Annotated in this window: 28 protein-coding genes; 7 read left to right on the forward strand and 21 right to left on the reverse strand. The window is 67.7% G+C overall.

What is annotated here, in order from left to right; all coding sequences use genetic code 11:
- Positions 1-331: 331 nt before the first annotated feature.
- The gene (locus VEY12_00600; GenBank protein ID HYM38630.1) at positions 332-1,237 is read right to left on the reverse strand and encodes a winged helix-turn-helix transcriptional regulator; all 906 of its coding nucleotides are present in this window, start codon (positions 1,235-1,237) and stop codon (positions 332-334) included.
- Positions 1,238-1,350: 113 nt separating this feature from the next.
- Between VEY12_00600 and VEY12_00605 the strand changes: the two genes are divergently transcribed.
- The gene (locus VEY12_00605; protein ID HYM38631.1) at positions 1,351-1,833 is read left to right on the forward strand and encodes a hypothetical protein; all 483 of its coding nucleotides are present in this window, start codon (positions 1,351-1,353) and stop codon (positions 1,831-1,833) included.
- 72 nt (positions 1,834-1,905) lie between these two features.
- Here VEY12_00605 and VEY12_00610 read toward each other — a convergent pair whose 3' ends face one another.
- Both VEY12_00610 and VEY12_00615 read right to left on the reverse strand, forming a co-directional pair.
- Entirely contained in the window at positions 1,906-2,364 is a 459-nt protein-coding gene (locus VEY12_00610) for a 4Fe-4S binding protein (GenBank protein HYM38632.1), read from the reverse strand.
- 13 nt (positions 2,365-2,377) lie between these two features.
- A complete protein-coding gene (locus VEY12_00615) occupies positions 2,378-3,265 on the reverse strand; it encodes a hypothetical protein (protein HYM38633.1) in 888 nt (295 codons plus the stop codon).
- Positions 3,266-3,476: 211 nt separating this feature from the next.
- Here VEY12_00615 and VEY12_00620 point away from each other — a divergent pair, with 211 nt between their 5' ends.
- On the forward strand, positions 3,477-3,821 hold the full coding sequence (locus VEY12_00620; protein HYM38634.1) for a hypothetical protein: 345 nt from the start codon (positions 3,477-3,479) through the stop codon (positions 3,819-3,821).
- 24 nt (positions 3,822-3,845) lie between these two features.
- Here VEY12_00620 and VEY12_00625 read toward each other — a convergent pair whose 3' ends face one another.
- The 4 genes from VEY12_00625 to VEY12_00640 are packed head-to-tail and all read right to left on the reverse strand — an operon-like array spanning position 3,846 to position 7,287.
- A complete protein-coding gene (locus VEY12_00625; protein HYM38635.1) occupies positions 3,846-4,106 on the reverse strand; it encodes a hypothetical protein in 261 nt (86 codons plus the stop codon).
- On the reverse strand, positions 4,103-5,443 hold the full coding sequence (locus VEY12_00630) for a cytochrome b N-terminal domain-containing protein (GenBank protein HYM38636.1): 1,341 nt from the start codon (positions 5,441-5,443) through the stop codon (positions 4,103-4,105). The genes VEY12_00625 and VEY12_00630 overlap by 4 nt, the downstream gene beginning before the upstream one ends.
- A 4-nt stretch (positions 5,444-5,447) precedes the next feature.
- Positions 5,448-6,110 (reverse strand): hypothetical protein, encoded by a 663-nt coding sequence (locus tag VEY12_00635; protein HYM38637.1) that lies wholly within the window; start codon positions 6,108-6,110, stop codon positions 5,448-5,450.
- A 25-nt stretch (positions 6,111-6,135) separates the two neighbouring features.
- Positions 6,136-7,287 carry an ethylbenzene dehydrogenase-related protein gene (locus VEY12_00640; protein ID HYM38638.1) on the reverse strand — a complete coding sequence of 384 codons (1,152 nt, stop codon included), beginning with the start codon at positions 7,285-7,287 and terminating at the stop codon, positions 6,136-6,138.
- A 220-nt stretch (positions 7,288-7,507) separates the two neighbouring features.
- On the opposite strand from VEY12_00640, the gene VEY12_00645 reads away from it, so the two are divergent.
- Positions 7,508-8,476, forward strand: a complete 969-nt coding sequence (locus VEY12_00645) for a methyltransferase (protein ID HYM38639.1) — start codon at positions 7,508-7,510, stop codon at positions 8,474-8,476.
- Positions 8,477-8,510: 34 nt separating this feature from the next.
- Here the strand turns inward: VEY12_00645 and lysA are convergent, their stop codons facing one another.
- Positions 8,511-9,797, reverse strand: a complete 1,287-nt coding sequence (gene lysA / locus VEY12_00650; protein ID HYM38640.1) for a diaminopimelate decarboxylase — start codon at positions 9,795-9,797, stop codon at positions 8,511-8,513.
- Between the two features lie 134 nt (positions 9,798-9,931).
- Entirely contained in the window at positions 9,932-10,375 is a 444-nt protein-coding gene (locus tag VEY12_00655; protein HYM38641.1) for a DUF6789 family protein, read from the reverse strand.
- A gap of 335 nt (positions 10,376-10,710) precedes the next feature.
- Here VEY12_00655 and VEY12_00660 point away from each other — a divergent pair, with 335 nt between their 5' ends.
- Positions 10,711-11,904: a hypothetical protein gene (locus VEY12_00660; GenBank protein ID HYM38642.1), complete on the forward strand. Its 1,194-nt coding sequence runs from the start codon at positions 10,711-10,713 to the stop codon at positions 11,902-11,904.
- A 6-nt stretch (positions 11,905-11,910) separates the two neighbouring features.
- Here VEY12_00660 and VEY12_00665 read toward each other — a convergent pair whose 3' ends face one another.
- Complete coding sequence (locus tag VEY12_00665) at positions 11,911-12,762, reverse strand: hypothetical protein (protein ID HYM38643.1); 852 nt, start codon at positions 12,760-12,762, stop codon at positions 11,911-11,913.
- A gap of 142 nt (positions 12,763-12,904) precedes the next feature.
- Here VEY12_00665 and cyoE point away from each other — a divergent pair, with 142 nt between their 5' ends.
- Together cyoE and VEY12_00675 are read left to right on the forward strand one after the other, a co-directional pair.
- On the forward strand, positions 12,905-13,777 hold the full coding sequence (gene cyoE, locus VEY12_00670; GenBank protein HYM38644.1) for a heme o synthase: 873 nt from the start codon (positions 12,905-12,907) through the stop codon (positions 13,775-13,777).
- A 157-nt stretch (positions 13,778-13,934) separates the two neighbouring features.
- Complete coding sequence (locus VEY12_00675; GenBank protein HYM38645.1) at positions 13,935-15,443, forward strand: hypothetical protein; 1,509 nt, start codon at positions 13,935-13,937, stop codon at positions 15,441-15,443.
- Positions 15,444-15,509: 66 nt separating this feature from the next.
- On the opposite strand, the gene VEY12_00680 is transcribed toward VEY12_00675, so the two are convergent.
- From VEY12_00680 to VEY12_00700, 5 genes are all read right to left on the reverse strand, one after another.
- Complete coding sequence (locus tag VEY12_00680) at positions 15,510-16,664, reverse strand: FAD/NAD(P)-binding oxidoreductase (protein HYM38646.1); 1,155 nt, start codon at positions 16,662-16,664, stop codon at positions 15,510-15,512.
- Between the two features lie 85 nt (positions 16,665-16,749).
- Positions 16,750-17,349: an HNH endonuclease signature motif containing protein gene (locus tag VEY12_00685; GenBank protein ID HYM38647.1), complete on the reverse strand. Its 600-nt coding sequence runs from the start codon at positions 17,347-17,349 to the stop codon at positions 16,750-16,752.
- Positions 17,350-17,418: 69 nt separating this feature from the next.
- On the reverse strand, positions 17,419-17,979 hold the full coding sequence (locus VEY12_00690) for a hypothetical protein (protein ID HYM38648.1): 561 nt from the start codon (positions 17,977-17,979) through the stop codon (positions 17,419-17,421).
- Positions 17,942-18,121, reverse strand: coding sequence for a hypothetical protein (locus tag VEY12_00695; protein ID HYM38649.1), 180 nt, complete (start codon positions 18,119-18,121; stop codon positions 17,942-17,944). Before VEY12_00695 ends, VEY12_00690 begins: the two co-directional genes overlap by 38 nt.
- A 442-nt stretch (positions 18,122-18,563) precedes the next feature.
- Positions 18,564-18,860 (reverse strand): hypothetical protein, encoded by a 297-nt coding sequence (locus VEY12_00700; GenBank protein HYM38650.1) that lies wholly within the window; start codon positions 18,858-18,860, stop codon positions 18,564-18,566.
- Between the two features lie 323 nt (positions 18,861-19,183).
- Here VEY12_00700 and VEY12_00705 point away from each other — a divergent pair, with 323 nt between their 5' ends.
- Complete coding sequence (locus VEY12_00705) at positions 19,184-19,615, forward strand: nuclear transport factor 2 family protein (GenBank protein HYM38651.1); 432 nt, start codon at positions 19,184-19,186, stop codon at positions 19,613-19,615.
- Positions 19,616-19,831: 216 nt separating this feature from the next.
- Here VEY12_00705 and VEY12_00710 read toward each other — a convergent pair whose 3' ends face one another.
- Genes VEY12_00710 through VEY12_00735 form a run of 6 tightly spaced genes read right to left on the reverse strand, consistent with a single transcriptional unit; the run spans position 19,832 to position 24,883 of the window.
- Positions 19,832-21,007 (reverse strand): MFS transporter, encoded by a 1,176-nt coding sequence (locus VEY12_00710; GenBank protein HYM38652.1) that lies wholly within the window; start codon positions 21,005-21,007, stop codon positions 19,832-19,834.
- Entirely contained in the window at positions 21,004-22,002 is a 999-nt protein-coding gene (locus tag VEY12_00715; protein HYM38653.1) for an alpha-ketoacid dehydrogenase subunit beta, read from the reverse strand. Before VEY12_00715 ends, VEY12_00710 begins: the two co-directional genes overlap by 4 nt.
- A 4-nt stretch (positions 22,003-22,006) precedes the next feature.
- A complete protein-coding gene (locus VEY12_00720) occupies positions 22,007-23,020 on the reverse strand; it encodes a thiamine pyrophosphate-dependent dehydrogenase E1 component subunit alpha (protein ID HYM38654.1) in 1,014 nt (337 codons plus the stop codon).
- 1 nt (position 23,021) lies between these two features.
- On the reverse strand, positions 23,022-23,459 hold the full coding sequence (locus tag VEY12_00725) for a hypothetical protein (GenBank protein ID HYM38655.1): 438 nt from the start codon (positions 23,457-23,459) through the stop codon (positions 23,022-23,024).
- Positions 23,460-23,897, reverse strand: coding sequence for an SCP2 sterol-binding domain-containing protein (locus VEY12_00730; protein ID HYM38656.1), 438 nt, complete (start codon positions 23,895-23,897; stop codon positions 23,460-23,462).
- Positions 23,894-24,883: an alcohol dehydrogenase catalytic domain-containing protein gene (locus tag VEY12_00735; GenBank protein ID HYM38657.1), complete on the reverse strand. Its 990-nt coding sequence runs from the start codon at positions 24,881-24,883 to the stop codon at positions 23,894-23,896. Before VEY12_00735 ends, VEY12_00730 begins: the two co-directional genes overlap by 4 nt.
- Positions 24,884-25,460: the final 577 nt, after the last annotated feature.

Raw genomic sequence — 25,460 nt, forward strand, 5'->3', positions numbered from 1 at the left:
GTTCAGGCGCCCGCAGCCGTAGCAGTGCGCGAGCTCGTCGGGGTACGTGTCTTGGATCGCGGTCATGAGGGGGACCGCGGGCAGGATGACGGCCCGGGGGATGAGGGTATCCCCGCGCATCCGTCGCGCGCCCGTCCGTCCCCTGGTCCGGTTCCCGGGAATTCGGGGGGGATCCCCCCCGTCGTCCCGTCACGGTGGATGACGGCCACGGGCACGGACTTCGCCGTGGAGTCCGCGGCCATTCGCCCAGAGATGCGGCGGCTCTCACCTAACGCAAGGCGGGTCGCCTTCGGCCGTCGGGACGACGTTTCGATTCGCGTGACGGGAGCGCTCATCGGGGGCGCCGGGCGCGGTCCCACATCGCGAGCTGGTCGTCGATCCAGCCCTCGATCCGCTCCGCGGCGAACTCATGCCTCAGGAACAGGTTGAGCTGCACGCGCGCGACGCCCGGAATCCCTCCCGCCTTGGCCTCGTCCGCGAGGGCCTCCGCCAGGGAGGGCGTCCGCCCGGCCAGGTAGAGCCCCGTGGGGTCCTTCGTCTCCGCCAGGAGGACGCACCGCGGCAGGGCGGAGAGGACGCGCTGCCGCACGGCGGGGTTGACCTCCCCGATGCCCACGAAGAGGTTGTACACCACGAGCCCCGGGGACCGGGCGCCCTGGAGGGGCGTGAGCATGCCGAACGTCCCGTCGCGGAACATGGCGTCGCGGTGGGCGCGCACGGTCTTGGGCGTGAGGCGGCACCGTTTCCCGAGGTCTTGCAGGGACGCGCGAGGCTGGCGGATCAGGGCCCGGAGCACGCGCAGGTCCAGGGGAGAAAGCACGGTGGGCTCGTCGGCGGCGTCGAAGAACCGAGGCGAGATCGCGAACACGGGAGGTCCCAGGAGGTCAACGAGTTCTCGGGGCGGCCCACGGGTCGCGGCATCGAGGTACGCGTTGACGCTCACGACGTGGTCGAGTCGCTCGAGGGCCCAGACCACGGGGTCGACACGGAGCGCCGCCTCGATCGCCTTCTCGGGTCGCGACGGGGGACGGAACGCGAAGATGCGGGACGTGCGGCGGAACACGGCGGGTGACGGGAGGACCCAAATGCCGCCGATCAGGCCGTCCTCCCGGAGCCGCTCGATCCGGTTCTTTGCCGTGTTGCCCGAGAGCTCGAGCCCGTGTCCGATGGCCTCGTACGAGGCGAACGGGTCCCGCCAGAGGCGCACGAGGATCTGAAAGTCCGTCTCGTCGGCCACGGTCTCCGCCCCGGCTTATAAAGAGTCCGGAACTTGAAGTTGCACCTTCGCGTGGGAGATGAACCCCGACTCCCTGCGTGGTTAGGATGGCCGAAACCCGAGTGCGTCGCCCCATGACGCTACAGCGCCTCGCGGGGTTCCTCGTGCGGACCCTCGCGACCCAGTTCCTGCTCGGCATGCTCCTGAACCTGTACGTGACCTTCCCGCTTCCCAGCCCGCTCACGACGGCGGCGCTCTTGGGCGCGGTCGTGCTGATCCTGCACATCGCCCTCGGCGTGGGCGCCCTGGCGATCTCCCTCCGGATGGTCATCGTGGCGTCCCGGAGCCCCGGTCGTCGCGGCCTGGGGCTTTCCGACATCGCGGCCGCGGGCCTGATCGTCGCCTTCCTGTCCGGCATGAGCTTCACGTTCGGAGACCAGAGCAACACCGCCTCGCTGATCATGACCGTGAGCTTCTACATCGCCCTCATGGCGGGCGCGCTCCTCCTCGGTGCGCCCCTGGAGGGAAGCAACCGTCCCTCGGGGTCCGCGCGCGAAAACGGGCCGAGGGCTACCGCGGGGGCGGACGAATCCGGGGTCGGGCCGCGGGTGGGGTGATCCCAGGGTTTCCCCGCATGCGACGCTCCAGAATCCCGGGGAGGGGATGCCGGCGGTAGGGCCACAGGCCCGCTAGCGCCAGACCCTCCACTTTTCGCCCTTCCTGATCCAGGGCTTCCAGTGGGCGCTGGCGGGGAAGGGACTGCGCACGGGCCGCTTCAGGGTGTCCCGCGTGAACGAGGACAGGGGCTGGAACCGGGTCCAGTCTCGGGCCCCGCGCGGTCGCAACGTCGCCACGGATCGCCGCTCGGTCAGGAGCTCCGCGACGAGTTCGTCTGCGGGCCGTTCCCGAATCGGGGCGTCACCGCGGACGACCTTGATCGCCTCGAAGGGGCATTCGATCTCGCACATCTGGCAGCCGGTGCACTTGCCGACGAGGAAGGGGAACTCCATCATCCACGGTCGCCGCGCGAAGCCGCCTTCGATGCTGGGCCGCTTGGGCGGGGTCATGTCGATGGCACGGACGGGGCAGACGTCCATGCAGACGCCGCAGGAGTGGCATTGGCGGCTGATCTCGATGGAGAAGGCCATGCGCGATGCTCCTTCAGTTCGCCTTCTCCGAGGCGGGCGCCACGACCTTCTCCCGCGTCGCGGGCGCCTCGGCCTTCTTCTTCTCCGGTGCCTTGCGGAACGGGAGGAGGTCGGGCTTCGTCACGTAGACGAACGCGTAGGCGGCGAACGCCGACAACGCGGTGAAGCACACGTAGAACGTCCAGATCGCGAGCTGCGTGTTCACGGTCGAGCTGAACGCGTTGTACACCGTGGTCCAGATGTCGCTCCCGCCCGTGGCCGTCGTGATCGCGCCGCTCGAGGAGACCAGGTAGCCCGCGTTCCCGTAGCCCGCGATGCTCTCCGTGACCATGAGGATCCCGAACACGTAGAAGAACGTGGCCGCCGCGATAAGCGTGGACACGAGACGGTTCGACTTCTCCTCCTCGTCCGGGTCGCGGACGAGCTTGATCACGAGGACCGCGGCCGTCAGGACGATGGCCAGGGGCATGAACGGCACCGCGATCGCGTAGTCCCCGTACGTGCCGACGAAGAAGAGCTCGAACCCGAGGAGGAGCGCACCGAACATGAGCCCGTCCCGGATCATGATGTACGCGAGCCACCAGATGTCCGCCCCGAGGCGCAGGGTGAACTTGTCCAAGGTCCGCAGGAAGTAGTTCCGCGCGATCTGCAGGCTGAACGCCCCGATGAACAACATGCCCACGGTCAGCGCGATCGTGGCTTCCGTGAAGATCCCGACGCCCGTCGCAATCTGCCCGGAACTCGCTAGGGTCGAGACGACGCCCGCCGACACCGGTCCGCTCCGCGACGAGGGGACTCCGAACCCGCTCATCGCCACGCCCACGAGGAGCGCACCGGCGATGACGATCAGCGCAATCGCTGCCAAACGCTCCCGCGTCACATGCTTCCCCTTGACTGCCATTCGCACTCGCTCCGACGCGGCCTTCCACGCGTCCCCCGAGCGAGCCGGGGGCGGGGTTATGAGAACCGGCTTGGTAGAATGCGTATTGCACGTGTTCGAGGTAGGGATTTAGGGCGGCCGAGAGTCGCGCCGGGTGACCCGAGCGATGGCAACAATGGGTACGGAGGCTATTTCAACGCACGGCTTCCTTGGCGCACCCCGAGGGGATTCCGTGCAGCGATGCGCCGTCTGCGAAGTGCGGCTCCCCACGGAGCCGGAGGACGATTGCGACGGCGAGATGGAGGTGTGCCACCGCGTTTGTCCCCGCGTCCACATGGAGGAGTACAAGGACGGGCTCTTCTTCTGCACGAGCTGCTACCTGTGGCTCCTGGGGACCTACAACGACATCCTGGCCGGCCGCCCCTTCGACACCCGCGCGGTCCGGTTCCTGCGCCTCATGACTGTGGACCAGGCGCCCCTCCTCACGGACTGGGTGCGGACCGCCGTGAAGCGAGGCGGGAGGAGTCCTCCCCTGCCGCGGCGGCATAGTTCGTCCGCGCGCCAGGTTTCCGCGTAGTCCATCCGACGGGCGTTGCGTCGTTCACGCGCGAACCAGGACCACCAGGAGCAGAATCAGGAACATGGCGCATCCCGTGAGGACCCACGGACGGCTGAACGCCCGATCCGCCTTCTCGGACCGGTACAGATAGGACACCATCCCGAACGCAAGCAGATCGATTCCCAGGAGGACGGCGAACAAGGCCTGGCTCGTCGGGTCCGTGGGGTTCAGGGTCCACAAGGTCACGGTCGCGGTGGCCTGGAGGAGCACGAGGAGCAGGATGAGCCGATAGGCGAGTTTCATGCGGGCGCCTCCGCGGCCCTCCGAGTGCGCGCGAACCGGAACGCCAGGAACGAGGCGAGCCCGACCACAGCGGCCGTGCCCCCGATGACCGCCGCGCCCTGCCAGGTCGGGATGTCCTGCCCCGGGGTGATCAGGCCCCAGTACGCGAGGACGGCCAGTTCCGCGGTGAAGATCGCGCCCACGGTCACGAAGACCGGGCGGTTCTCGATGGCCCGCGTCTCATCGACGTCCAGGATGGGGAGGAGGAACAGGACCAGGAAGAGGAGGGTGACCGCGAAGAGGATCGTGACGACCGCGGCCATCACGAAGGCGGCGGCCAGCGCGACGAACCCAAGGATCCAGTTCCCCTTGCGGAAGTACCAGATGGATAGGGGCAGGATGAACAGCAACGTGACCACGGACAGGATGAGCGCCGGAATCCCGGTCATGGGCGGTGCCGCGAAGATGGAGATCTTGAGGATCTGGTAGAGCCAGAGGAAGTACCAGTCGGGCTGCGGCGTGTACCCCGCCGCGGCGGCTGGCGTGTACGCGGGGGGGAGGTTCAGGGGGAAGACGGCACCGAGGAAGAGCATGCCCGCGCCGAAGACGGCCGCCAGCTCGAGGAGGTACAGGGTCACGTCCGGGAAGATGGGGGTCGTCTCCTGCTTCTCGGGCGACCGCCCGCGCTTCGTCACGGGCTCCGAGATCCCGTGGGCCTCGAGCATGTACATCTTGACGACCAGGAGGACGAGGAGGGCCGCGGGCAGCACGACGACGTGGAGGTCGTAGAACCGCAGGAGCTCGCCCGCGTCCCCGCCCGGCCCGACCACGAGGAACGTGAGGATCGGGGGGAGAGGCGGCGGGAGCTGGCCTATGATCTGCACGGCCACGTCCGTGGCCGATTTCGAGATCACGGTCCATGGGAGCAGATAGCCCGTGAAGGCAAACCCCAAGGTCACGCCCCCCATGAGCATCCCGACGAGCCACATGACCTCGCGGGGCCGCTTGTGCACGGAGACGAAGAAGTGCCGCATCATGTGCGCGAACATGAGGAGCACCATGGCGTACGCCGTGTACAGGTGGACGGTCTCGATGAACCGCCCGTACGCCACGTTGCTGAACACGTACGCCGTGGACGAGTACGCCGCGGCGGGCGTCGGCACGTAGTAGAGCATCATGATGATGCCCGTGATCGCGAGGATCGCGAACGCGACGACCGTGAGCGCGCCGAGCCACGCAAAGGGGTTCAGGGCGTACCGCGGCACGGGCCGCAGGAGCGGGTACGAGAGGCCGAGCCTCGAGTCCACCCACGCCACGAGCCGCTCCACGGGTCCCTTGGCTCGGGTGTCCGTTGCCATGGCCTTACCCCACGAGGGTGCCGCCCTGGAGGTCCGCGGTCACGTCCGTGGATCCCGGCGTCCCGTGTCCCGTGATCGTGGGCGGCCCCATGCCCGTGGCGTAGATGACCCCCGCAGCGTCCACCTCGAGCACGACCTGGGGCTGGGGTCGCGGGGACGGGCCGCCGAGGACCCGCGCGGCGTTCGTCAGGTCGAAGATGCTCCCGTGGCAGCAGCAGTAGCCCACGGGCTCCGGGGCCTTGTAGCTCGGGTTGCACGGCGGCGAGCCGCCCGGGGAATAGAAGCCCCAGATGCAGCCCAGGTGCTGGCAGATCAGGCTGAAGGCCACGACGTCCCCGTCCGGGCCGACCCCGTTCGTCGCCTTCTGGCCCAGCTTGACAAGGACGTTCGGTTCGTTGTCGAGCGGGTAGTTGAAGATGATCGGCGAGCCCACGGTCAGGTCGCTCAGGGCGGCCACGCGGACCCGCGGGAACGCGGTGGGCGCGGTCGTCGTCTGCGCGGCGGGGTTGATCAGGGAGCGGACCACGGAGCCGGCGGCCCCCGCCGCCAGGAGACCCGACGCCACGACCGCGATCTTGAGGAACGTCCGCTTGCCCTCGTCCGCGGGGGCGTCCGGGAACGCGAGCCGCTTCGGCTCCTCGGGCTTGGGTTCCTCGTCCGAGGCCACGATCACGCCTCCCGGAGCGGGCGCCTCACTTCCCCTCGCCCCCCTTGAACGAGCGGACCACGGCCCCGATCATCACGCCGACCAGAAGGAGCCCGATCCCCACCGCCGCGGCGAGGTTCAGGGGCACGCCGCCCGTCGGGGCGGGTGCCTGGGCGACCGTCTGGTTCGAGAGGGTCAGGGTGTACCACTGGGACACGGACTTGTACGCCGCGGATTCTCCCTGGCGGCCGTTCCAGATCGCGAACCCCGTGTCGTACGTCGCCCCGGCGGCGAGCTGGACGCAATACGTCTTGGCCTGAGGCATCGTGAACGCTCGGACCATCTCCACGGTCCACTGCTTCGTCGTCTGGGAGTACGACGAGCCCACGCGGATCTGGAAGGGGTCCATCCCGGGCACGAGGTTGGGTGCCGTGGCGCCGAAGGACCCAGGGATCGTGAAGAACCCGGTCATGTTCGTGTAGTCGTCCTCCGCGAAGGAGAGGTTGTTCGCCGGATAGATCGGGTTTCCCGCGGTGTCCGTGTAGCCGCCGGGGAATCCCGCGTCCAGAGGACTGTTGTCCGTGGGATTGGACTGCCAGTGCCAGATCTCCGCGGCGCCCCCTGTGATGGCGCCGTCGGAGCCCTCCATCATGTCCGGCGTCTGCTGGCGGCCCAGGGACTGCGGCAGGAACCAGAGGAGCGCGGCGCGGTCCTGGTAGTAGTACGTCGCGTTGGAGTAGAGCTGTTTCACGGTCGCGGTGTCTGCAGGAGTGAGGGGCATCAGCGTGCCGTTCGGGGCGCGCCACAGCTCGGTGTTCGACGCGAAGGACGGCCCCGCGCTGTCGTTCCACTGGAAGAGGACGAACACGTTGAATCCGTCGTTCGCGGACTTGATCCGGACGTCGGACGTGTGCCCGCCGCCGGGCGCAATGGAGGCGACCAGGGGCACGTCGGTCCACGCGATTGAGGACCAGAACGCCTCGCCACCCGGGTCGCTGTAGTTCACCGCGCCGTCGACGCGGTACGAAAGGACGTTCGGGTAGGCCACCTGAGCGCTCGCCAGGCCCGGGAGGGCGACTGCAAACATGGCGAGGAGGAGGACCGCCGCGAGGGCCACGACGCCCACGCCACAGGCCCCGACCCCAGGATCGTATTCGGAGACCTCAGCCCGGCCCGTTCTCGCGGAGCGCTGCCTCATCGCTTTCCCCTCGTGCCCGCTGCGGCTCCGAACGCTCCTCGGGGTCTTAGGTGTTTCTGCGGAGGTCACGGCGCACGCCGGCGCGGCTCGCTCGCGCCCGAGCTCATGCCCAAAGGCTGAAATCCGTCCCGCGTCTGTGCCGCCCGGCAGCGACAGGGAGACGCGGAGGGGGCCCACGACCGAGGCACGGGAGATCTCGCCGAGCGAGCGTCTTCACCGGATGGTGACGGGGTACCGGGACTCGCAGGCCCTCTACGTCGTGGCGAAGCTCGGCGTGGCCGACCTCCTCGTGGACGGACCCAAGACCGCGGAGGGCCTCGCGCGGCGTCTCGGCGTGCAGGCGCGGCCGCTATTCCGCGTGATGCGGGCCCTCGCGGGCGAGGGCGTGTTCACCCAGGACGGAACCCAAGGTTTCGGGCTCGCGCCTCTGGGTGAGCCCCTCCGCTCGGACCATCCGCGCAGCGTCCGCTCTTCCGCGATCATGCACGGCGAGCTCCACTACCGGGCGGCGGGAGCCCTCCTCCACACCGTCCGCACCGGGGAGACGGGGTTCGACCACTTGTACGGTAAGGGGCTGTTCGCGCACCTTGGGGAGCATCCCGAGGACAGCGCGACCTTCAACGCCGCCATGGGGGAAACTCAAGGCGTTTGGTCCAACCCGATCGAGTCGTACGACTTTCGTGGCCATCACGTCTTGGTGGACGTGGGCGGGGGACGCGGCACTCTGCTCGCCCTCCTCCTGAAACGCAACCCCCACCTGCGCGGGATTCTGTACGATCTGCCCCAAGGCGTCGCCGAGGCGCGGTCCTATCTCGAGTCCCAACGGGTCTCGAACCGCTGTCAGATCCGGATCGGCGACGCGTTCCGGGAGGTGCCCCGCGGGGGCGACGTGTACATCTTCTCGCGGGTGCTCCACGACTGGCCGGACGACAAGGCCCGGAGCCTGTTGGCGAACGTCCGCACGGCGATTCCGGACGACGGTCTCCTGCTCTTGTGGGAGGCGGTCGTCCCGGAGGGCGCGACGCCCTCTCTGACGAAGCACATCGACCTTACGATGCTGTTCCTCTTGGGCGGGGCCGAGCGGACGGAGGCCGAGTGGAGGGCCATGCTCGCCGCGACGGGATTCGCCCTGCTCAAGGTCACCAAGACGGGCGGGATGTTCGACCTGATCGAAGCGAAGCCCGTCTGATCGAATCGCGGGTCGTGGAGAAACCGCGGTCCCTTCATCCTGATCCCTGCGGAGCCATCTGACCTCGCATCAGGTCCGCTAGTCTCTCCCGTTCGCGTACGAGGCGCGCCTGGCCGTCCTCGATGAGCACCTCCGCGGGCAGCGGCCGCGAGTTGTAGCGGCTCGCCATCGTGTATCCGTAGGCGCCCGCGTTCAGGAACGCGAGGAGGTCTCCCTGATCCAGCGCGGGCAGCTTGCGGGCCTTCCCCAGGATGTCCGTGTTCTCGCAGATCTGCCCGGTCACGTTCACCGTGACGCTCCGCCGAGCGTCGAGCTTCGTGGCGGGAAGGATTTCGTGGTACGCGCCGTAGAGGGCGGGGCGGAGGAGCGTGTTCATCCCGGCATCGCAGCCAACGAACTTCTTCGCGGAGGTCTTCACGTGGGTCACGGAGGCCAGGAGGACGCCTGCGTCGCCAACGAGGTAGCGACCCGGCTCGATCACCAGCGTGGGGTCGCCGATGCCCGGATTCTGCGCGAGCTTGCGCTCGTACGCCCCGACGATCTTCTGCGCCAACTCCCGGATCGGGAGTCCCTTCTCGCCGATCCGGTCGGGCACACCGAAACCGCCCCCTAGATCGATGAAGTCGAGCCGGATACGGAGCGCCTTCGCGATTCGCGTGGCAATGCCCGTGAGGCGGTCCGTGATCGCGGCCCAGTACGTCGTCTCGAGGACGTTGGACCCGGCCATCATATGCACGCCGAGCCGTTCGATCCCCGCCTCCTTGGCTAGGCGGTAGGCTTTCAATGCGTCGCGTTCCCTCATCCCGAACTTCGCATCGGGTCCCGCGGTCACGACCCCGGGAGACTTCCCCATGCCGAATCCGGGGTTGATCCGGAAGCAGAGCGCCTCGGGTCGCCCGAATCTCAGGAGGCGGCCCAGGAGCGGGCCGTCGTCCAGGTTGATCACCGCCCCGGACTCAAGCCCGTAGCGCAGTTCCTCGTCCGAGTTGTAGTTCCCCGAGTATAGGAGGCGGTCCGCGGGAAAGCCCGCTGTCTTCGCGATGAGGATCTCCGCGGGGCTCGCGCAGTCCGCGCCCGCGCCCTCCTTCCGCAGGATCTCGAGGACGGAGAGGTTGCTGTTCGCCTTGACCGCGTAGTTCGTCCGGAAGTTCTCCCGGAGCGCGGAGAAGGCGCCGTGGATGCGCCGGTAGTTGTCTCGGATCCTCCGGGCCGAGTACACGTAGAGGGGCGTGCCGAACCGGGCGGCGAGGTCCGTGGAGCTGATTCCGTCCACGGCGAGTACGCCGTTCCGATCGTCCAGGTAGTCGTAGATGCCGGGCATGCGGCTCCTCCCGTTCGTGCGATGCCGTGGAGCTTCGGCGCAGGATATAACTCAGTCGTCCCTACACTCGCTGTCGGAGGTCGTCGCAGTCCTGGGCGGTTGTCGGAACTTGGGAGCGAAGCTCGCGGGGTGGGTCAGGGCCACACGAGCAGGACGGCGAGGAGCGACCCATAGACGAGGTGGGTCAGGAGAGCCACCGCAATCGCGGCGGAGCCGTGCCGCCCGGAGGCCGCGACCCTCCCCATGATCGGTTTGTGGACGGCGATCGTGAGGGCGAACAAGACGAGGCCGTACCCGAGCCCCGCGATCGGGAGGGGCAGCTCCGGTGGGACGAGCGGAAGAATCAGGACGAAGACGAGGCCGAGGAGCAGCCCATGGAGGACGTGGAGGGCCAAACCCGGAACCGCGGCCGCCTCCGGGGGTCGCTTCGTGATCTTCGCCGCAACGGCTTCGTTCTGCTGCCAGTCGAGGAGTGCCTCGAGACCCCAACGGGAGCGCGCGGCGAGCTCGATGAGCACCATCCCTCCCGTCGCCGCGACGCCTGCGACTACGCCGCGAATCAGGAGGGAGGCGTCCATCTCCTCACGCGCCCGGGTACGGGCGGGGACGCTTATGCCTTGGCTGGAGCCTGAAATTCCGGGGCTCCTACGACTGGGTCTGGGGGGAGGTGTTCGGCTCCGTCTCCGGGATTGGTCAGGGAATGGTTACATTCTGGTCACTTTCCCTTTGACCCCGTTTTTCGGTCCGCCGAACTATGGAAGCGGTCGAAGGCGCGTGGAACGACATTCGGCAACTCGAAGGGCGGGAGGTTGGCGGGGGTCAATTCGAGACCGTGACCCTGCGGTCCCTGCACCCACCCCATGGCGGAACAGGGAGCCCCGTACCGTCACCCATGAGCCTCGGACCTGACCTGATGGGGTCCGTCCGTCAGATCGTCGTCAAGCTCGCGCAGCGGGTGAACGAAGCCCTCGTCGGGCGTGATCTCGAACCGTTGCGCGCCACCGTGACCTCGAAGCTTCGCGGGGCCACAAACGACCTCGAGGGCATTGACGGCGACGCCTTTCCGGAATCGGTCCTGCACGAACTCGTCCGGACCCGATTGCCCGAAGGGATGCATGTGGCCAGGATCCCCGCACGAATCGCCGGTGCCTCCTTCGTGACGACCCGGTTCGGTGGCGGGATGACTCCCGCGAACCATCGACGCGCCTGGGTCGCGAAGGCGCTCTACGAGTTCCTGCAAGATCTTCTCGATGACGTCCTGGACAGCGGTTCCTACAGCTTCGACGAGGCCCGCCAGCTCTATGCCGTATGTGGGGAGAGCCTGACGGAGGCCGAGTTTGACCCGGCCCGGTTCCGGGAGGAACTGGCCCGTCTCCTACGTGGCAGCCACAAAGCCCTGGCGCCCTTGCTCGCCACGCTCTCCGCCGAGCTCAATCCCCGTCTCCGGGCCTCCCCATCCGGCGGCGCGATCTTCGCGGCAATGGCTCGCATGAGCGAGCGGCTGGGCATCGCGCAGTCGGCCACGATCTATCTCCGCCGCCCAACGCTCGACCTGGCGGCCGCCCAGAGAATCGCCTCGGAGCTCCCGTCAGCCGATCCGGAGGCCCCCTGGTTCGAGCGTCTGGGCGCGTACGCCTCCTGGGTCCTCGCCCATGCTCTGATCGATCTCTGCTTCCTGGACGAGCCGATGACGCCCGAGGACGTGGCCGCCCTCGAGGAGGTGTGGTACCACATGAACGTCGAACTCAGTTTCATCGACCACGTTGCGGGACTCGAGAAGGATCTCCGGGACGGGATCTACAACTTCGCCTGGGCCGCCATCCGCGAGACGCGGCCCGATCTCGACGTCAACTCGACGCTCCCGATCCCTCGCGAGGACCAAGCTCGGATCGTCGCCCTCACCGCGGAGTTCGCGAATCGTGCCATCAAGCAGGACGCGGCCCATTTCGGAAAGACGGACGGCTTCTACCCCTTCCTCGCGATCCTCGGCCCGGTCGTCCTCACGGCTCCGGGGACCGGGAACGACCCTTGGGTCCTGGACTGCTTCCTCCGAGCGTTCGGGTCCCTGATGCGTACCGCGGAGGGGGAGGGAGGTCTCGGTCCGTGACCCGCCTCACCACTCCGCCACGTATTCGCAGCAGGGGTCGCCGCGTCGCACGCAGCGCGGGTTCGCGACCCGGCCCTGGAATCCCCGCGACTTCAGGATGCCCTCGTAGATCCCGAGGAACATGGAGCACATGGCGGGGGTGGGAAGCCAGTCGTAGTGGCGCATGATCGTCCGGCGCGGATGGACCTCGACCTCCATCCGCCCGAAGTTCCACTCCTTGGAATAGACGGCGGGCGCATGCTCCGCGAGCCTCTCGAGCGGAAGGGCTTGAGCGAGCTGCTCGCGGATTGTGGGGAACGAGGCCACGGACTCGCGGAACACGGAGCGGATGAACGCGTAGGTGCCGTCCCCGAAGCGCGTCTCCACGAGCTCGAGGAGTTCCGCAGCGGCGTCCACGGGGAGCCAGGTGTCCTCCTCAATCTTCGCGGGGTCCAGGCTCCAGGCGTGTAACGCCTCGTCCACCGGCGCGGACCCCTGCATCTCGCGGAGGACCGCGAGGAACCGCCGCACGCTCGATCCGCGAATCTTGGGGACGAACCCCGTGTACGGCCTCCCGTTCGGGGCGGCCGGGACGAAACGCTCCTTGGAATGGCCCATGTAGCCGAGCACGGTCGCGCCGTCCGGCGTGAGGGCGTAGAGCCGCCCGCGGGCCTTGACCTCGGGGTTCAGGCATTCCACGAGGCCCCGCTTCCGCATCTCCCGTAGGGCGCGGCTCACGTGGACGATCCGCAGCCTGGTCTCCTCGCCGAGCTGGCTCGGGAACTTCGGCTTCGAGGCCAGGGAGTTCAGCACGCGCTCGCGGTAGCTGCTCGAGGCCACGTAGCTGAAGTCGTCCCACACGCGGCCGGCCTGGGGCATGGTGTCGTGCGCATCCCGACCGGAGGGTATCAAGACTTCGGCCTCAGGCCGCCTGTCCGGAGCGTTCGAAGAATCCCTACTGCACATACCAAGCATTGACGGCTCCGGTTTGGGTTCTCCGAAACACGGGCAGGGGAAGCGCATGACGAGTCTCCGACCGTACGTCGAGGTCACGAAGCCGAAACTCGTGTCCCTCCTCGTGTTCACGGCCTTCGTGGGGATGTTCGTGGGAGCCCGCTGGGCGTCCGTGAGCCTGTCGCTCGGCGAGTGGATGCTGGGCCTGGCGGCCATCACCCTGGGTTGCGCGGGCTCCAACGCGGTCACCTGCTTCATCGACCGGGACATCGACTTCCTCATGGAGCGCACGCGCAAGCGGCCGCTTCCCTCGGGCCGCATCGAGCCCGCGCGGAACGCACTCTACCTGGGCGCCGGCCTGATCGTCGCCTCCCTCCTCCTGGCGCTCCTCCGGAACCTCCTGTCCCCCGTGGTAATCGGCCTCGGGGTATTGGACAACGTGGTCGTGTACAGCCTCCTCACGAAGCGGCGGAGCCCGTGGAACATCATCCTGGGTTCGTTCAGCGGCGGCCTCCCCGCCGTGTACGGCTGGGCGTTCGCGACGGGTTCCGTGGGCCTGGTCCCCATCCTGATGGCCGCCCTGGTCGTCCTCTGGACCCCGAACCACATCTGGAGCCTCGCCCTGCGGTACCGGGAGGACTACGCGCGGGCGGGCGTGCCCATGCTCCCCGTCGTCCTCGAGGAGCGCAAGGCGATCCGGTGCATCGCCTGCACCTCGCTCCTGCTCGTCGGCTTCTCGGTGGCTCTGGATTCCCTGGGCGCGTTCGGGGACGCCTACCTCTGGACCGCCGCGGTCCTGGGCGGTGCGCTGATCGTGCTGAACGCCTGGCTCCTTGTCCGGCCCACGGCCCAGCACGCCTGGGTCGTGTTCAAGTTCTCGAGCCCGTACCTGGCCGTGGTCTTCCTCTTCATGGTTCTGGGCCCCTACCTGCCGCACTGAGCCGGACGGGCTATCTTCCGACCTTCAGCAGGTCTGCAGATACTCAGCTATGTACGCATGCTTATTCGTTCGAGGATTCACAGGTCGGTAGGGACTTTACTTACTCAAGTAAGAACGAGCCCCCTACCGACTTCGGTACGCCTAAGGAGGGTCTTCCATGGCAACGGTCGACGAGATTGTGGCCACGACGCACACGCACGAGTACAAGGTGACGTTCAAGTCGGCGGTCTGGGGGACGCTCCTCGCGACCGTGCTCATGGCCGCGCTCTACGCGGTGTTCGGCCTGCCGCCCGGGTTCGACTCCTACTACGCGATCATGTTCTTCCACTCCATCGGGATTGGGATCGCCGCGATGGCCGTGTTCATGGTCATCGTGGCCTTCGACCTGCGGAAGTACGAGCCCGGCCTGGACATGCCCCTGTACTACCGCGCCCTCTCCGCGGTGCTGTTCGGCTCGATCGGCGGCCTCCTGTTCCTGATCCCCGAGACGCAGGCGCTCCGCGGCCTGCCCATGGGCTTCACGTTCCTGGGCCTCCTGATGATCGCGGACGCGGGCGGCGCCCTGTTCATCGAGCTGCTCCTCATGCCGCGGAAGAAGGCCGGGGTGTACGCGATGAACTACGAGCTGCGGCCCGTCCCCACCCAGATGGGCTACCTGTCCCGGATGCTGCCCCTCCGGAAGGAGGACCGCGCGGCGTACCGCCGCATGCCCATGAGCTACTGGCTCGTCCTCTTCTCGGTGGCCTCCGCGTTCATCGCCGGGATCCTCGGCTTCGTGAACCTCTGGGTGATGACCTTCGGCCCGGGGATCTTCTCCGGCTACCTCTCCTTCATGGGACCGAACTACGACATCCTGGGCAACACCCTGGACCCCCACTCCCACGAGATGGCCCTCGCGATCATGGCCGGGGTCATCGCGATCGCGGCGGAGCGCTTCGGCGTCCTCCGCACAAGCGACGTGCGGGAGAAGGTGGCCAAGCTCGGTCTGTCCATCTCCCTGGCCGGTGTCGTCGGGATGACCGTGGTCTTCCTCGCCATCGCGTTCGGCAACTTCTCGCCGCCGACCCTGTTCGCGGACCCGACGGGCACGAACGGGATGGCCGGGGACGATGCGGTCATGACGATCATCGCGGTGGGCGCCATGATCGCCCTCGTGCCGCTGGCCCTCACGAAGCGCGAGGCCGACGGCCAACCGTCGTGGCGCGACCCCGTCCGGCTCTCCCTCCTGGGGACCTGGGTGGCCGCGGTGGTCATCAGCGTGGTCGCCGCCTTCTACATCGAGTTCCACGAGGACGTCTTCCAGACCACCTTGCTGGCGAACGACGCGGTGTTCGGCGAGCTCCAGTCCCTCTTCGGTGTGTTCCTCCTGACCGCGGTCTCCCTGATCCTCCTGGCCGTGGACCTGTACAAGGTCGAAGGATCCTCGCGCCGGCTCGTGGGTTGGGCTGCGGGACTTGGCATCTCCATCGGCACGGCGGGGGCCATCGCCTGGGCGTTCATCGACCCGTCGACGGGAGGGATCCCGTTCGCGATCCACCTCGTCGGGATCGGCCTGACCGGCGTCGCCGCGGTCGTGTCCGCGGTCGCGATCCACGCGGTCCCCGTCCCCAAGGGGACGATCCTCCGGATCTACGCGCCCGCCGACCTCGACGTGAAGACCGGATAGGCCGCGACCTAAGACCTCGTCCGCCAAGGACGCGAGGGAGAGCGGAAAGCTCGTCCGTGAGCGCGTCTAGAACCAACGGCTCATCCAGTGCCGCTCGAAGAGGACCTTCTGCATGTGCCAGACCTTCCCCGGCATGTGGAAGTCGAGGTCCGGCTTCGGAGCCGCGAGGAAGTTCCCCGTCACGAACGCGCTCTGCCCGCGGCCCACCTCGAGGAAGCAGGCGCCGTGGCCGTCCCAGGCCTTCGTCTTGCCCCTCCCCTTGATCTCGGCCGCGAGGTTGTTCGCGACCGTCTCCGCCTGGCCGTGGGCGAAGACCCCCGCCTTGGGCAGGTACGGCACGTAGCCGTTCGGGGTCGCCACGGCCGTCACGTCGCCGAGGGCGTACACGCCCGGGATCTTCGTTTCCATGGTCGCGGGGTTCACGGGGATCCAACCCGTCCCGTCCGTGAGGCCCGCGTCCACGACCGGCTTCGGCGCGCGATGGGGCGGCACGCAGAACAGGAGATCGTACGCCAGGGTCTCCCCGCCCTCGAAGCGTAGCTCCCGCGGCCCAATTTCCGCGAGCTTGCGCTTGGGGCGGTAGTCAATGCCCCGCGAGGCCAGGAGCCCGGCGACTTGTCCTCCGATCTCGGAGCCCGCCGCGGGCATCGGGGCACCCTCGGGCGTGAAGAACGCGAGCTGGACCCGGTCCCGGAGCCCCTTCCGCGTGTACAGGTCGTCGAGGAGCAGCGCCACCTCGTACGGGGCCGCAGGGCACTTGAACGGGAGCCGCGAGACGCCGACCGCGATGGTCCCCCCGCCGAATCTTTCGAGGGCCTGCTTGAACCGCATCGCGGAGTCGACGTCGTACACGTGGTGGGCGTGTTCGGCGAACCCGGGGACCGTCTCGGGCGCGTACTCGGCTCCGAGGGCGACGATCAGGTGGTCATAGGGCAGCTCGCCCTTCGTGGTCTTCACGGCCTTGCCCGTCACGTCGATGGATGTGACGTCACTCTCGACGACGTCGACCCCCTTCGAGGCCAAGGGACGGTAGTCGCGTTGCAGTGCGTCGGGGGTGCGGAGGCCGAGCATGAGCCACGGGAAGGAGGGCGGGAATGCGAAGCGCTTCTTCCGCTCCACGAGTCGGACTCGCGCTCGGTCTCCGAGCTTCTCCTTGAGCAACGACGCAGCTGCGACGCCTCCGATGCCTCCGCCAAGGACGAGGACCGTCCTCTCCGCCATCGCCGACCCCCCCGGCCGCATCCCGATGGCCGTCGGGGGCTTTCACGGTTCCGATGGCGAACGCCGTCCCTCGCGCGGGCGGAGCTCATCCGGGCGAGCCAGGGTTCCGGAGGACCGTCGTCGCCACGCCGTCGAGGCAGAGCGGGGACAGCTTCCCGACCGAATCCTCCTGCGCGCAGACGCGGCTGAGGTCGCATCCAGGGCAGAAGCGGGCGTGGAGGTCCTCTTGCGTGACGCCGAGCACGCCGGCGCGGTCGAAGAGCTCGTAGAGGAGCTTGAGGTACTTGCCCTCGGCGAGGCGAGGGACCTCGTACTTGGCCGCCTTCAGTCCGCCTTTGGAGAGGGTCCAGTACTCGTAGAGGCGGCGCGCGCCCTTCGAGGCGTTGCAGGACCGGCAGACCCAGGTCGCGTTCTTCTCGTCCTCGGGGCCGAGGAACGCCCGGGGCATCAGGTGATCCAGCGTCAGGTCCCCCGCGCGGCCGCAATACATGCACCGGTGGAAGTCGTTGCGCTCCTTGACGTACTCACGGATCGAGTCCCAGGCGATCTCCCCGGACCGGAGCTTCTGGAAGCGTTCCATGACGAAGGCCCACTGCCGCTTGCCGACGCCTGCGGAGTCCGCGATGATCTTCGCGTACTGCCAGTACATCAGATCGCGGAGGTCACGGATCGCGGCGGGCGGCATGCGTCCCCTTCTAGATTTTGGCAGGCGGCGCACGCACGATGAAGCTTCGGTACGTATTGTGGCAGTGACTCAGCCAGCCGCCTTCCGTTCGAGTTCCTTGAGGGCCCCGAGGACCCCCTGGGTGCGTGCGAAGTCCCGCATCCGGCGCCGGTCAAGTCGCCCCCTCTGCCGCACGAGGATCCCGAGCGCGTCCTCGATGTCCTGGTCGCTCCCATAGACGAGCTTCATCACGACCGTGTGCTCCGGGTTCGCGATGGGGAGGTTGGCGCCCCGCCACCGGACACGGATTGCCCGCCGGATCGTGTCCTTGGCCGCGGGCCTCGAGGCCGGAGCCAGGTCCAGGTGGAACCCCGAGCGCGGGTCGTGGACCGTGCAATGGGAACCCTCGGCGAGCGCATCCCGAAGGTCCTCCGGACTCACGCGGAACCCGAAGCGGCGGAAGGCGACGGCCAGGGCGGGTATGTTCCCTGCGCCGTAGTCGACGATCACATCCACGTCGCTCGTCGTCCGGGGCATGCCATACGCCGCCACGGCGAGCGCCCCCACGAAGGCGTGGTCCGCTCCCGCGGCTCGCAGGGCCCGCTCCGCGGCCCTAACGACGGCGGCGAATGAGCGCCTCTTCTCCGGCATCTCGGAGGCTCCCCATTGACTCGATCAGGTCCGCGGTCATGTCCAGGGTGGCACCGGGAGCGGCGCCTCGGAGCCGGCTCGCCGAGAGGATGAGGGCCCTCTCGCGGTATTCCTCCCGCCGCTGTCGCTCGGACGCATGCACGTGGCGCAGGAGGACATGAGGGTATTTAGGGATTGTCGGAGGGGTGCCGAACGGACGGACATTGCCCCGGTTGGCCGAGTCGGGCCCGCACGGGAAATTCCATCTCCCAACGGGCGAGGATCGGGATGGGAGGAGCCCGGGGGCATGCCGTCGAGGCAGAGCGCGGACAGCCGGCGGGCGAATCCTCGACACGGGATGCCTCCACGAGACGGCTGCCGTTCGCCCGACGGGTCGTCCCAGTCAGCGGTACCCACGTCCGCGGATGAACACCTCGATGACTCGGGCCTCCTCTCTCGCGATCGAATGCACGGCGCGGTAGTCCCCGATCCGGATCCGATACTTCCGGGGCTCCGTGCCCTCGAGGATGCGGACGTCCGCCTTGGGCTGCGCTCGGAAGGGATCCTCTCCAGGACCCGCAGGCCCTTGAGGCGGCCCATCTCGGCTACTTCTCGAACGTGACGACGTTGAGCGTCGCGTGCGGCTGGCCGGGATAGTAGGCGATCCGGACGAACCGGCGGCCCACGATGAGGGCCAGCTGGACGAAGCCGTCGCTCCCGGTCTCGAGCTCCCCAATGGGTTCCAGCTGCTCATCGACGACGTTCACGATCTTCTTCGTCGCGTCCGCGGGGAACCACCCGGAATAGGGGTCGAGATGGAGGATCTTCTTGCGCAGGTCCTCGACCCGGATGTCCAGCGACTTCCGAACCTTCGGTGCCGAGGGACTCTTCTTCGCGCTCATCCCGCTCGCTACACGCCGCGGCTAGATAGCCTTGCGTGCCGCGGGAACCAAGGCTGGATGTCGAGGCCCGCCCACGGGGCCGGCTCTCGGATGCACGAGGCCCACAGTGGCCACTCCGTCCAGGCAGAGCGGGGACATCTTCCCGACGGAATCCCCGGGTTTGCAGACGCGGCCGAGATCGCACCCGGGGCAAGATTCAAGACTGTCTGGACCCGCGTAAAGCACGGGGCATGTCCCATTTCCCTCCAACCAATATTACCCGGGTTGCGGGTCGATTTTGGGTCAACCCAAAGTATATGCCGGCAGCGAAGCATGCCAATCACATGGCGACTCCTTCTGCGGACCTTCAACGGGAGGTCCCATCGCATTCCGGCACCCATCCGGATCTCGAGCTGGGGCGTACGTTCGTGCGATCGCTCGCCTCGAAGGACTTCGCCACGATCGAGGGTCTCCTGCATCCGAATCTCACGTTCCGGGGCCTGACGCCAGGTAAGGCACGCTATTTTTGGGAATCGCACGAACCGCACTCGTTCGTCACGGACATCCTCCAGCGGTGGTACGAGGAGACCGACCGGATCGACTCGGTGCTCAAGCTGGAGGTCGATCGAGTCGCTGACCGGAACCGCGTTTCCTATCGGTTCTCGATGTCCAATCCTGACGGGAAGTTCGTGGTCGAGCAGCACGCCTACTACTCGGTCGTGGATGGCAAGATCGCTTGGATGAGCCTGGTCTGCTCAGGCATGCGACCGGTCTGACCCGCCTTGGGTCAGGTTCCCTCTCGTGATGACGCGACGGACCGAAGGGTCACCTTTCCTTACGATCCCAGGCTCCTTCACGCGCGGGCGGTCACGATCGCGCACTCCCTTTCTTCAATCGCCTTTGTGCTCGGTCAGAAACATTCCGCGATGCCATAAGGACCGCGGACGCGGGCACGGGCGGTTCGGGTCGTCGTCCCCTGTGTGGATCGCGGATCACCGTGCGCGTAGGAGCGCGCTGACCGCGAGTCCCACGACCACCAGGCCGGACGAGAGGAAGAACAGGGAGCCCCAACCGAAGAGGCTAGCGAGGGCCTGGAACCCGACGATGAAGACGATGCCTCCCGCCTGGGAGAACTCCCAGACCACGGCGTTCGCGGTGCCCACGGCTTTCCCGCCCAGCGAGCGGGCGGAAAGCTCGAGGCCGAGCGGGAGCGCCGCCACGAAGAAGAACCCCAGGACGAGGAACGTCGCCGCAATCGGCACGAGCCCGGAGAGGATGCCCAGCAGGCTCCAGAGGACCGCGGAGACCGCGAGGGAGGCGAGCAGTGGCCGCCTCAGGGTGTGGTAGCGGTCCGCGAGCCCCGGGATCACGACGGCCCCGACGATTCCGCCCAAGATCATGAGGCCTGCCATGGGTCCGGCGAGGCTGAGGTCCAGCCCCCGTGCCTCGACCATCGGCTCGATCCAGGTCGCGACCGCGTTGAAGAGTCCGAGGCCTAGGAAGAACAGCACCGAAAGGAGGAGGATGTTTCGATCCTTCAGCACCTCGAGGATCCGCGACGCCGTCACGCGCTCTTCCGCGGCCGCGGGCTTCGTCGATTCCCTCCCGAGGGCGTAGAAGAGGAGGAACGCCGCCACGGAGATGCCTCCGTAGAGGAGCAGGGTCCCGGAGAATCCGACGGCGTCAACGAGAGTCGGGGTGAGGCCGAGGCCGAAGGCGAGGCCGAGGAGGATGGAGAGCGTGCCCACTCCTGTCGCAAGAGCGGCCTCCTTCTCGGGGAACCAGCCCCGGACGAGCTTCGAGATGCTGTTGAGGATGAACGGCTGGCCGAACGCTCCGAGCGCTTGGAACGCAAGGACGAGGGCGAAGCCTGTGGCCAGCGCCCGGGCGACGCCGGAGAGGGCGAGGAGGGCCGATCCGATGAGGATCGCCCGGCGGAAGCCGGACGCGTCGATCACGTAGCCGACTGGGATGGACACGAGCACGTAGACGAGGAGGTAGACCAGGGAGAGCAAGCCGATCGTGTCGCGCGACACGCCGTAGACGCCCGCGGCGACGGAGTCGACAGGGGCGAAGCTGATCCAGAGGAGCTGGGAGACGATGCCCGTGAGCATGTAGGCGGCCAAGACGACCCAGCGGTAGGCGGGCGGCCGCTCGTCCGCGGTCATGTCCAGCTCCGCACGACGTCCAGGATGCGTTCCACGTTGGGCAGGATCGCCTGCTCGAGGGGCTCCGAGAACGGGATGGGGATGTCTGGGGTCGCGACCCGCGCGTACGCCTTGAGGGAGGCCCGCGTGGCGTCGTCCTCCGCGAGTCGGGCCGCGATCTCCCCAGAGAGGCCGTAGCTCGCGTAGTCCTCGTCCACGACGAGGACCTTCCCGGTCTTCCCGGCGGATCGGAGGATCATCTCCGTGTCCAGGGGCTTCAGGCTGCGCAGGTCGATGACCTCCAGGCTCACGCCTTCCTCGCGCACCGCCTCCGCGGCTTCGAGTGCGAGGTGGACGCTGTAGCCCGCCGCGAACACGGTCCCGTCCTTCCCCTCCCGGACGACCTTGGCCTTCCCGAGCGGGACCGTGTACCGCTCCTCCGGCACGGATCCCTGGGTCCCGAAGGCCATGAACGGCACGCCGTAGAGCATCTTGTGCTCGAGGAAGAGGACAGGCGAGTCCCCTTGCGCGGCCTCGAGGAGGAGCCCCTTCGCGTCGTAGGGGTCGCTGGGCACGACGACCCGGAGGCCTGGGAAGTGCGCGAACGTGGAGAAGAGGACCTGGCTGTGCTGGGCCGCGTCCCCGTAGTAGCCGCCGATCGCGGCGCGAATGACGATCGGGAGGCGGATCTGCCCGCCGCTCATGTACCCTAGCTTCGCGATGTGATTGACGATCGGATCCATCGCGACGAGGCCGAAGTCCACGAGCTGCAGTTCCACGATTGGCCGCAGGCCGCCGATCGCCATGCCCACGCTCATTCCGAGGAACCCCGCCTCGCTGATCGGCGTGTCGATCACGCGGTCCGCCCCGAAGCGCTCTTGCAGGCCGCGCGTAACCCAGAACGCGCCGCCCATCCGGCCGATGTCCTCGCCCAGGAGCACGACGCGGTCGTCCGATTCCAGGAGCTGCCGCAAACCCTCGTTGATCGCCTCGTACATGGAGAGCTTGCGGTCCATTGGCTCACCCCACGTCCGCGTAAGCGGCGTCCGGCTCGGGGAAGGGCGATGCCCGCGCGTAGGCAATCGCCGCGTCCACGTCCCGTTCTGCTGCCTCGCGGATCTCTCGCTCCCGTCTGTCGTCCAGGAGCCGGTGGCGCACGAGGACGTCCCGGGTGACAGTGAGAGGATCGTGCCGCTTCCGGGCCTCCTTCTCCTTCGCGCTGAGGTAGTCCTCGAAGTCGATGATCTCCATGTGGCCCGCGAGGCGAGGCACGTCGAACTCGACGAGGATGGGCCGCGACTCCGACCGGACCTTCTTCGCCAGATCGAGGGCGAGCGTGTACACCGCGGTCGCGTCCGTCCCATCCATGACGTAGGCTTCGATGCCGAAGCCTCGCGCGCGAAGGGCCACGGGCTGCACGGCGGAGTACGTCTCCGGCGGCGTGCTGAAGGCGATCGCGTTGTTCTCGACGACGATGAGGAGCGGCAAATGCCAGAGGGCCGCCAGGTTCAGCGTCTCCAGGGCGGCGCCCTGATGTAACGCCCCGTCACCCGTGAAGGCCACGCTCAGGAGTGCATTCTTGCGCCGTTTCGCAGCGAAGGCGTAGCCGGCCCCCAGGGGCACGGAGGCCCCGACGATGCTTGAGATCGCGAACCCTTTGGACAGGTCCGTGAGGTGCATGTGGCCTCCCTTGCCTCTGCACACGCCCGTGCTCTTCCCGTAGATCTCCGCGACGAGGGCCTTGAGGTCGAGCCCCTTCGCGACGGCGAGGGCGTGGCTGCGGTGGTGGGAGAACGCGAAGGTCGGGCCCGCGGCCGCGACAACGCCCGCGGCGACGGCTTCCTGCCCCTCGGAGAGGTGGAGCTCCCCGCGGAACTCCAGCTCCGCGTACACGGCCCGCAGGCGTTCCTCCAGAGTCCTCGACAGGACCATCGTGCGGTACAGGGAGAGCGCGAGGTCGTCGGGGATGTCCGTCGTGCCTGAGACCGGTTCGTCGTTGGGGGAGACTTTCCGAGCGGCGTACGAGGCCCGCATCTCATCCACCGGATGGCGGCTTCCGCAGGAGCATGAGGCCGTAGGCGAGGCCCACGAGGCTGATGACCACAACGGCGACGTTGATGGCGAGCTCCGTCTGCATGTTCCCGTTCGTCGCGACGAGCGCGTAGAGGTTGTTCTCGAGGTTGAAGGTGATGTCCATGAAGGCCAGGTACACGCCGGACGCACCTGCGGCGGCGAGGAAGAAGGGTGCCATGCGGTCGTTGCGGCGCAGGAGGAAGTACGCCGCGACGAGGCCGAGGACAGCCGTCCAGGCGTCCGCTACGGGGAAGGCGTTTTCGAACCTCGTGTACCAAACCTCGTTCACGACCTGCGTGCCGCCGACGAAGAAGTACAGGACCCAGTAGAGCGCGATGGCCACGGCGCCGGCGACGAGGAGCCCGCTCACGAGGTACCGAAGCGCGGTATCCCGGTCCATCTATCCCACGCCCTGGATGCTGTCCTTCTCGTACATCCCGAGGAACTGGGTCGGGATCGTGTGCAGGATTTCGAGCCACCGGTCCGTGGACTTCGACATCTTGAGGATCGTCGCGAGGTTGCCCTTGAGCCGCAGCTTCCGCGTGAGGAAGGCGCGCGTCACGCTGACCTTGCCGAGGAGGATGCTGACCCAGATCCCGTAGGGCGCGGAGATGACCATGTTCGTCGGCCGTTCCCCCTCCCAGACCTCCGTGATCGGGCCGTCCACGGTGCGATAGCCGACCACGCGGCGTTCCGTGACACCCTTCGGCGGCTCCGGCTCGATGACCATCGTGTAGCTGAGGCTCTCCCCCTTCGAGAGTTCCAGGTACCTCGCGTCCGTGTTCGTCCGCCGCTGGACCTCCTGCATGTACTCGCTCGACGCAAACGTGTACGTCATCTCTCGCCTCCGATTCTCACGACGACCTTCCCGTCCGGGTTGTCCGGCTTCCCAAGGGAAGGGAAGACCTGCTCGATCACGCGCTCGAGTCCGTCCACGACGTTCGTCACGATCACGTCGCCGCGGATCACGCCCCGAGCCATGAGGTCGATCGCCTGCGGCGCCTCGTTGAAGCCGAGGTAGCTCCCGCGCAGGGAGAGCTCCGAGAGGACCATGCGCAGGTAGTCCGCCGTGGCCACGTCCTCGATCACGCCGACGATGACGATCTCGCCGCCCGCCCCGACGAGGTCGTACGCCATCTCCGCAGCCTTTCCGATGCCCGCGGCGACGAAGACCACGTCGAACCCCTTTCCGTCCGTCAGGGCGTCCGCCACGGAGCCCGGGTTCTCCGCGAGCGGGTTCACGAGGGCGTCCGCGCCGACCTTCCCGGCGAGGGCGAGCCGCGACGGGTTGACCTCGAAGGCCGCGACCTTCGCGGCGCCCGAGGCCTTGAGGAAGTTCGTGAGCAAGAGGCCGATGGGGCCCGTGCCAACGACCGCCGCGGTCCCGCCCGGTTGGAACGTGGAGAGGCGGACCGCGTGAATGATGTTGCTCAGGGGGTCGATGAGCGGGCCATGTCGCGGGTCGATGGTCTGCGGCAGCGCGTGCACGGTCCATGCCGGCATGCGGAGGAACTCGGCCATCGCGCCGTCCGCGTCGATGCCCACCATGATGAGGTCCTCGCACAGGCTCGGCCTCCCGCGCCGGCAGTGGCGGCACGTGCCGCAGGGCATCACGGAGTCCGCCGTCACGTAGCCGCCGGCCTGGACCTCGGACACCTCGCGGCCGACATCCGCCACCTTCGCGGTGAACTCGTGGCCCAGGATCGTGCCCTCCGCGTACCCGCCCTTGTGGTACGCCTCGAGGTCCGAGCCGCAGATGCCGACGTAGAGCGGTCGGAGGAGGACGTCCCGGGGGCCGACCTCGGGGACGGGCCGCTCCTCCACGCGGATGTCCCGCGCGCCGTAGTAGACCGCCGAGCGCAGCGACTCACCCCCCGGGCCGCGCGCATCGCCGGGTCGCGTAATAACCCTTCTGTGCGTATCGACGGGCGGCCGCTCGGGCCGGCGTCCGGCCGGTTTTCTCCAGGACCGGTTTGAGGGGGTGTTCCGACTAACTCTGCGAGCGGGGAATTCGTCGAAGGAGAAGTCTATTTCCTTCGACAATGCCCTCAAGCACCTCTCCCTCCCTCCACCGCAATTCCCGGATCTGTTTTGGGGGAATGACGATGGTCCACTTGACGTACTCCTTTCCGTGGTACTTCCTTCCAAGTCGACGCTGGAGTTTCACGCACCGGTCATTGGATGCCGAGTACTTTTCCTTTAGGCACCGAAAGCTTCATACCGGGCGAGAGATATTAGGCGCCTAACGAGAAAGACATCTCCACCGCGCTAGGTGCCGGAATTACATGTGCCTCCTCCGCGCACTGTACCGCCTTTCCATGTTAATCTACCGAGCCACAGAGAGAATGCCCGTTGAGACGATACCTCTGTGCCCGTCAGTGACGACTCGGCGTCGATGGAC

The organism is Thermoplasmata archaeon (assembly GCA_035632695.1).
Classification (GTDB): domain Archaea; phylum Thermoplasmatota; class Thermoplasmata; order RBG-16-68-12; family RBG-16-68-12; genus RBG-16-68-12.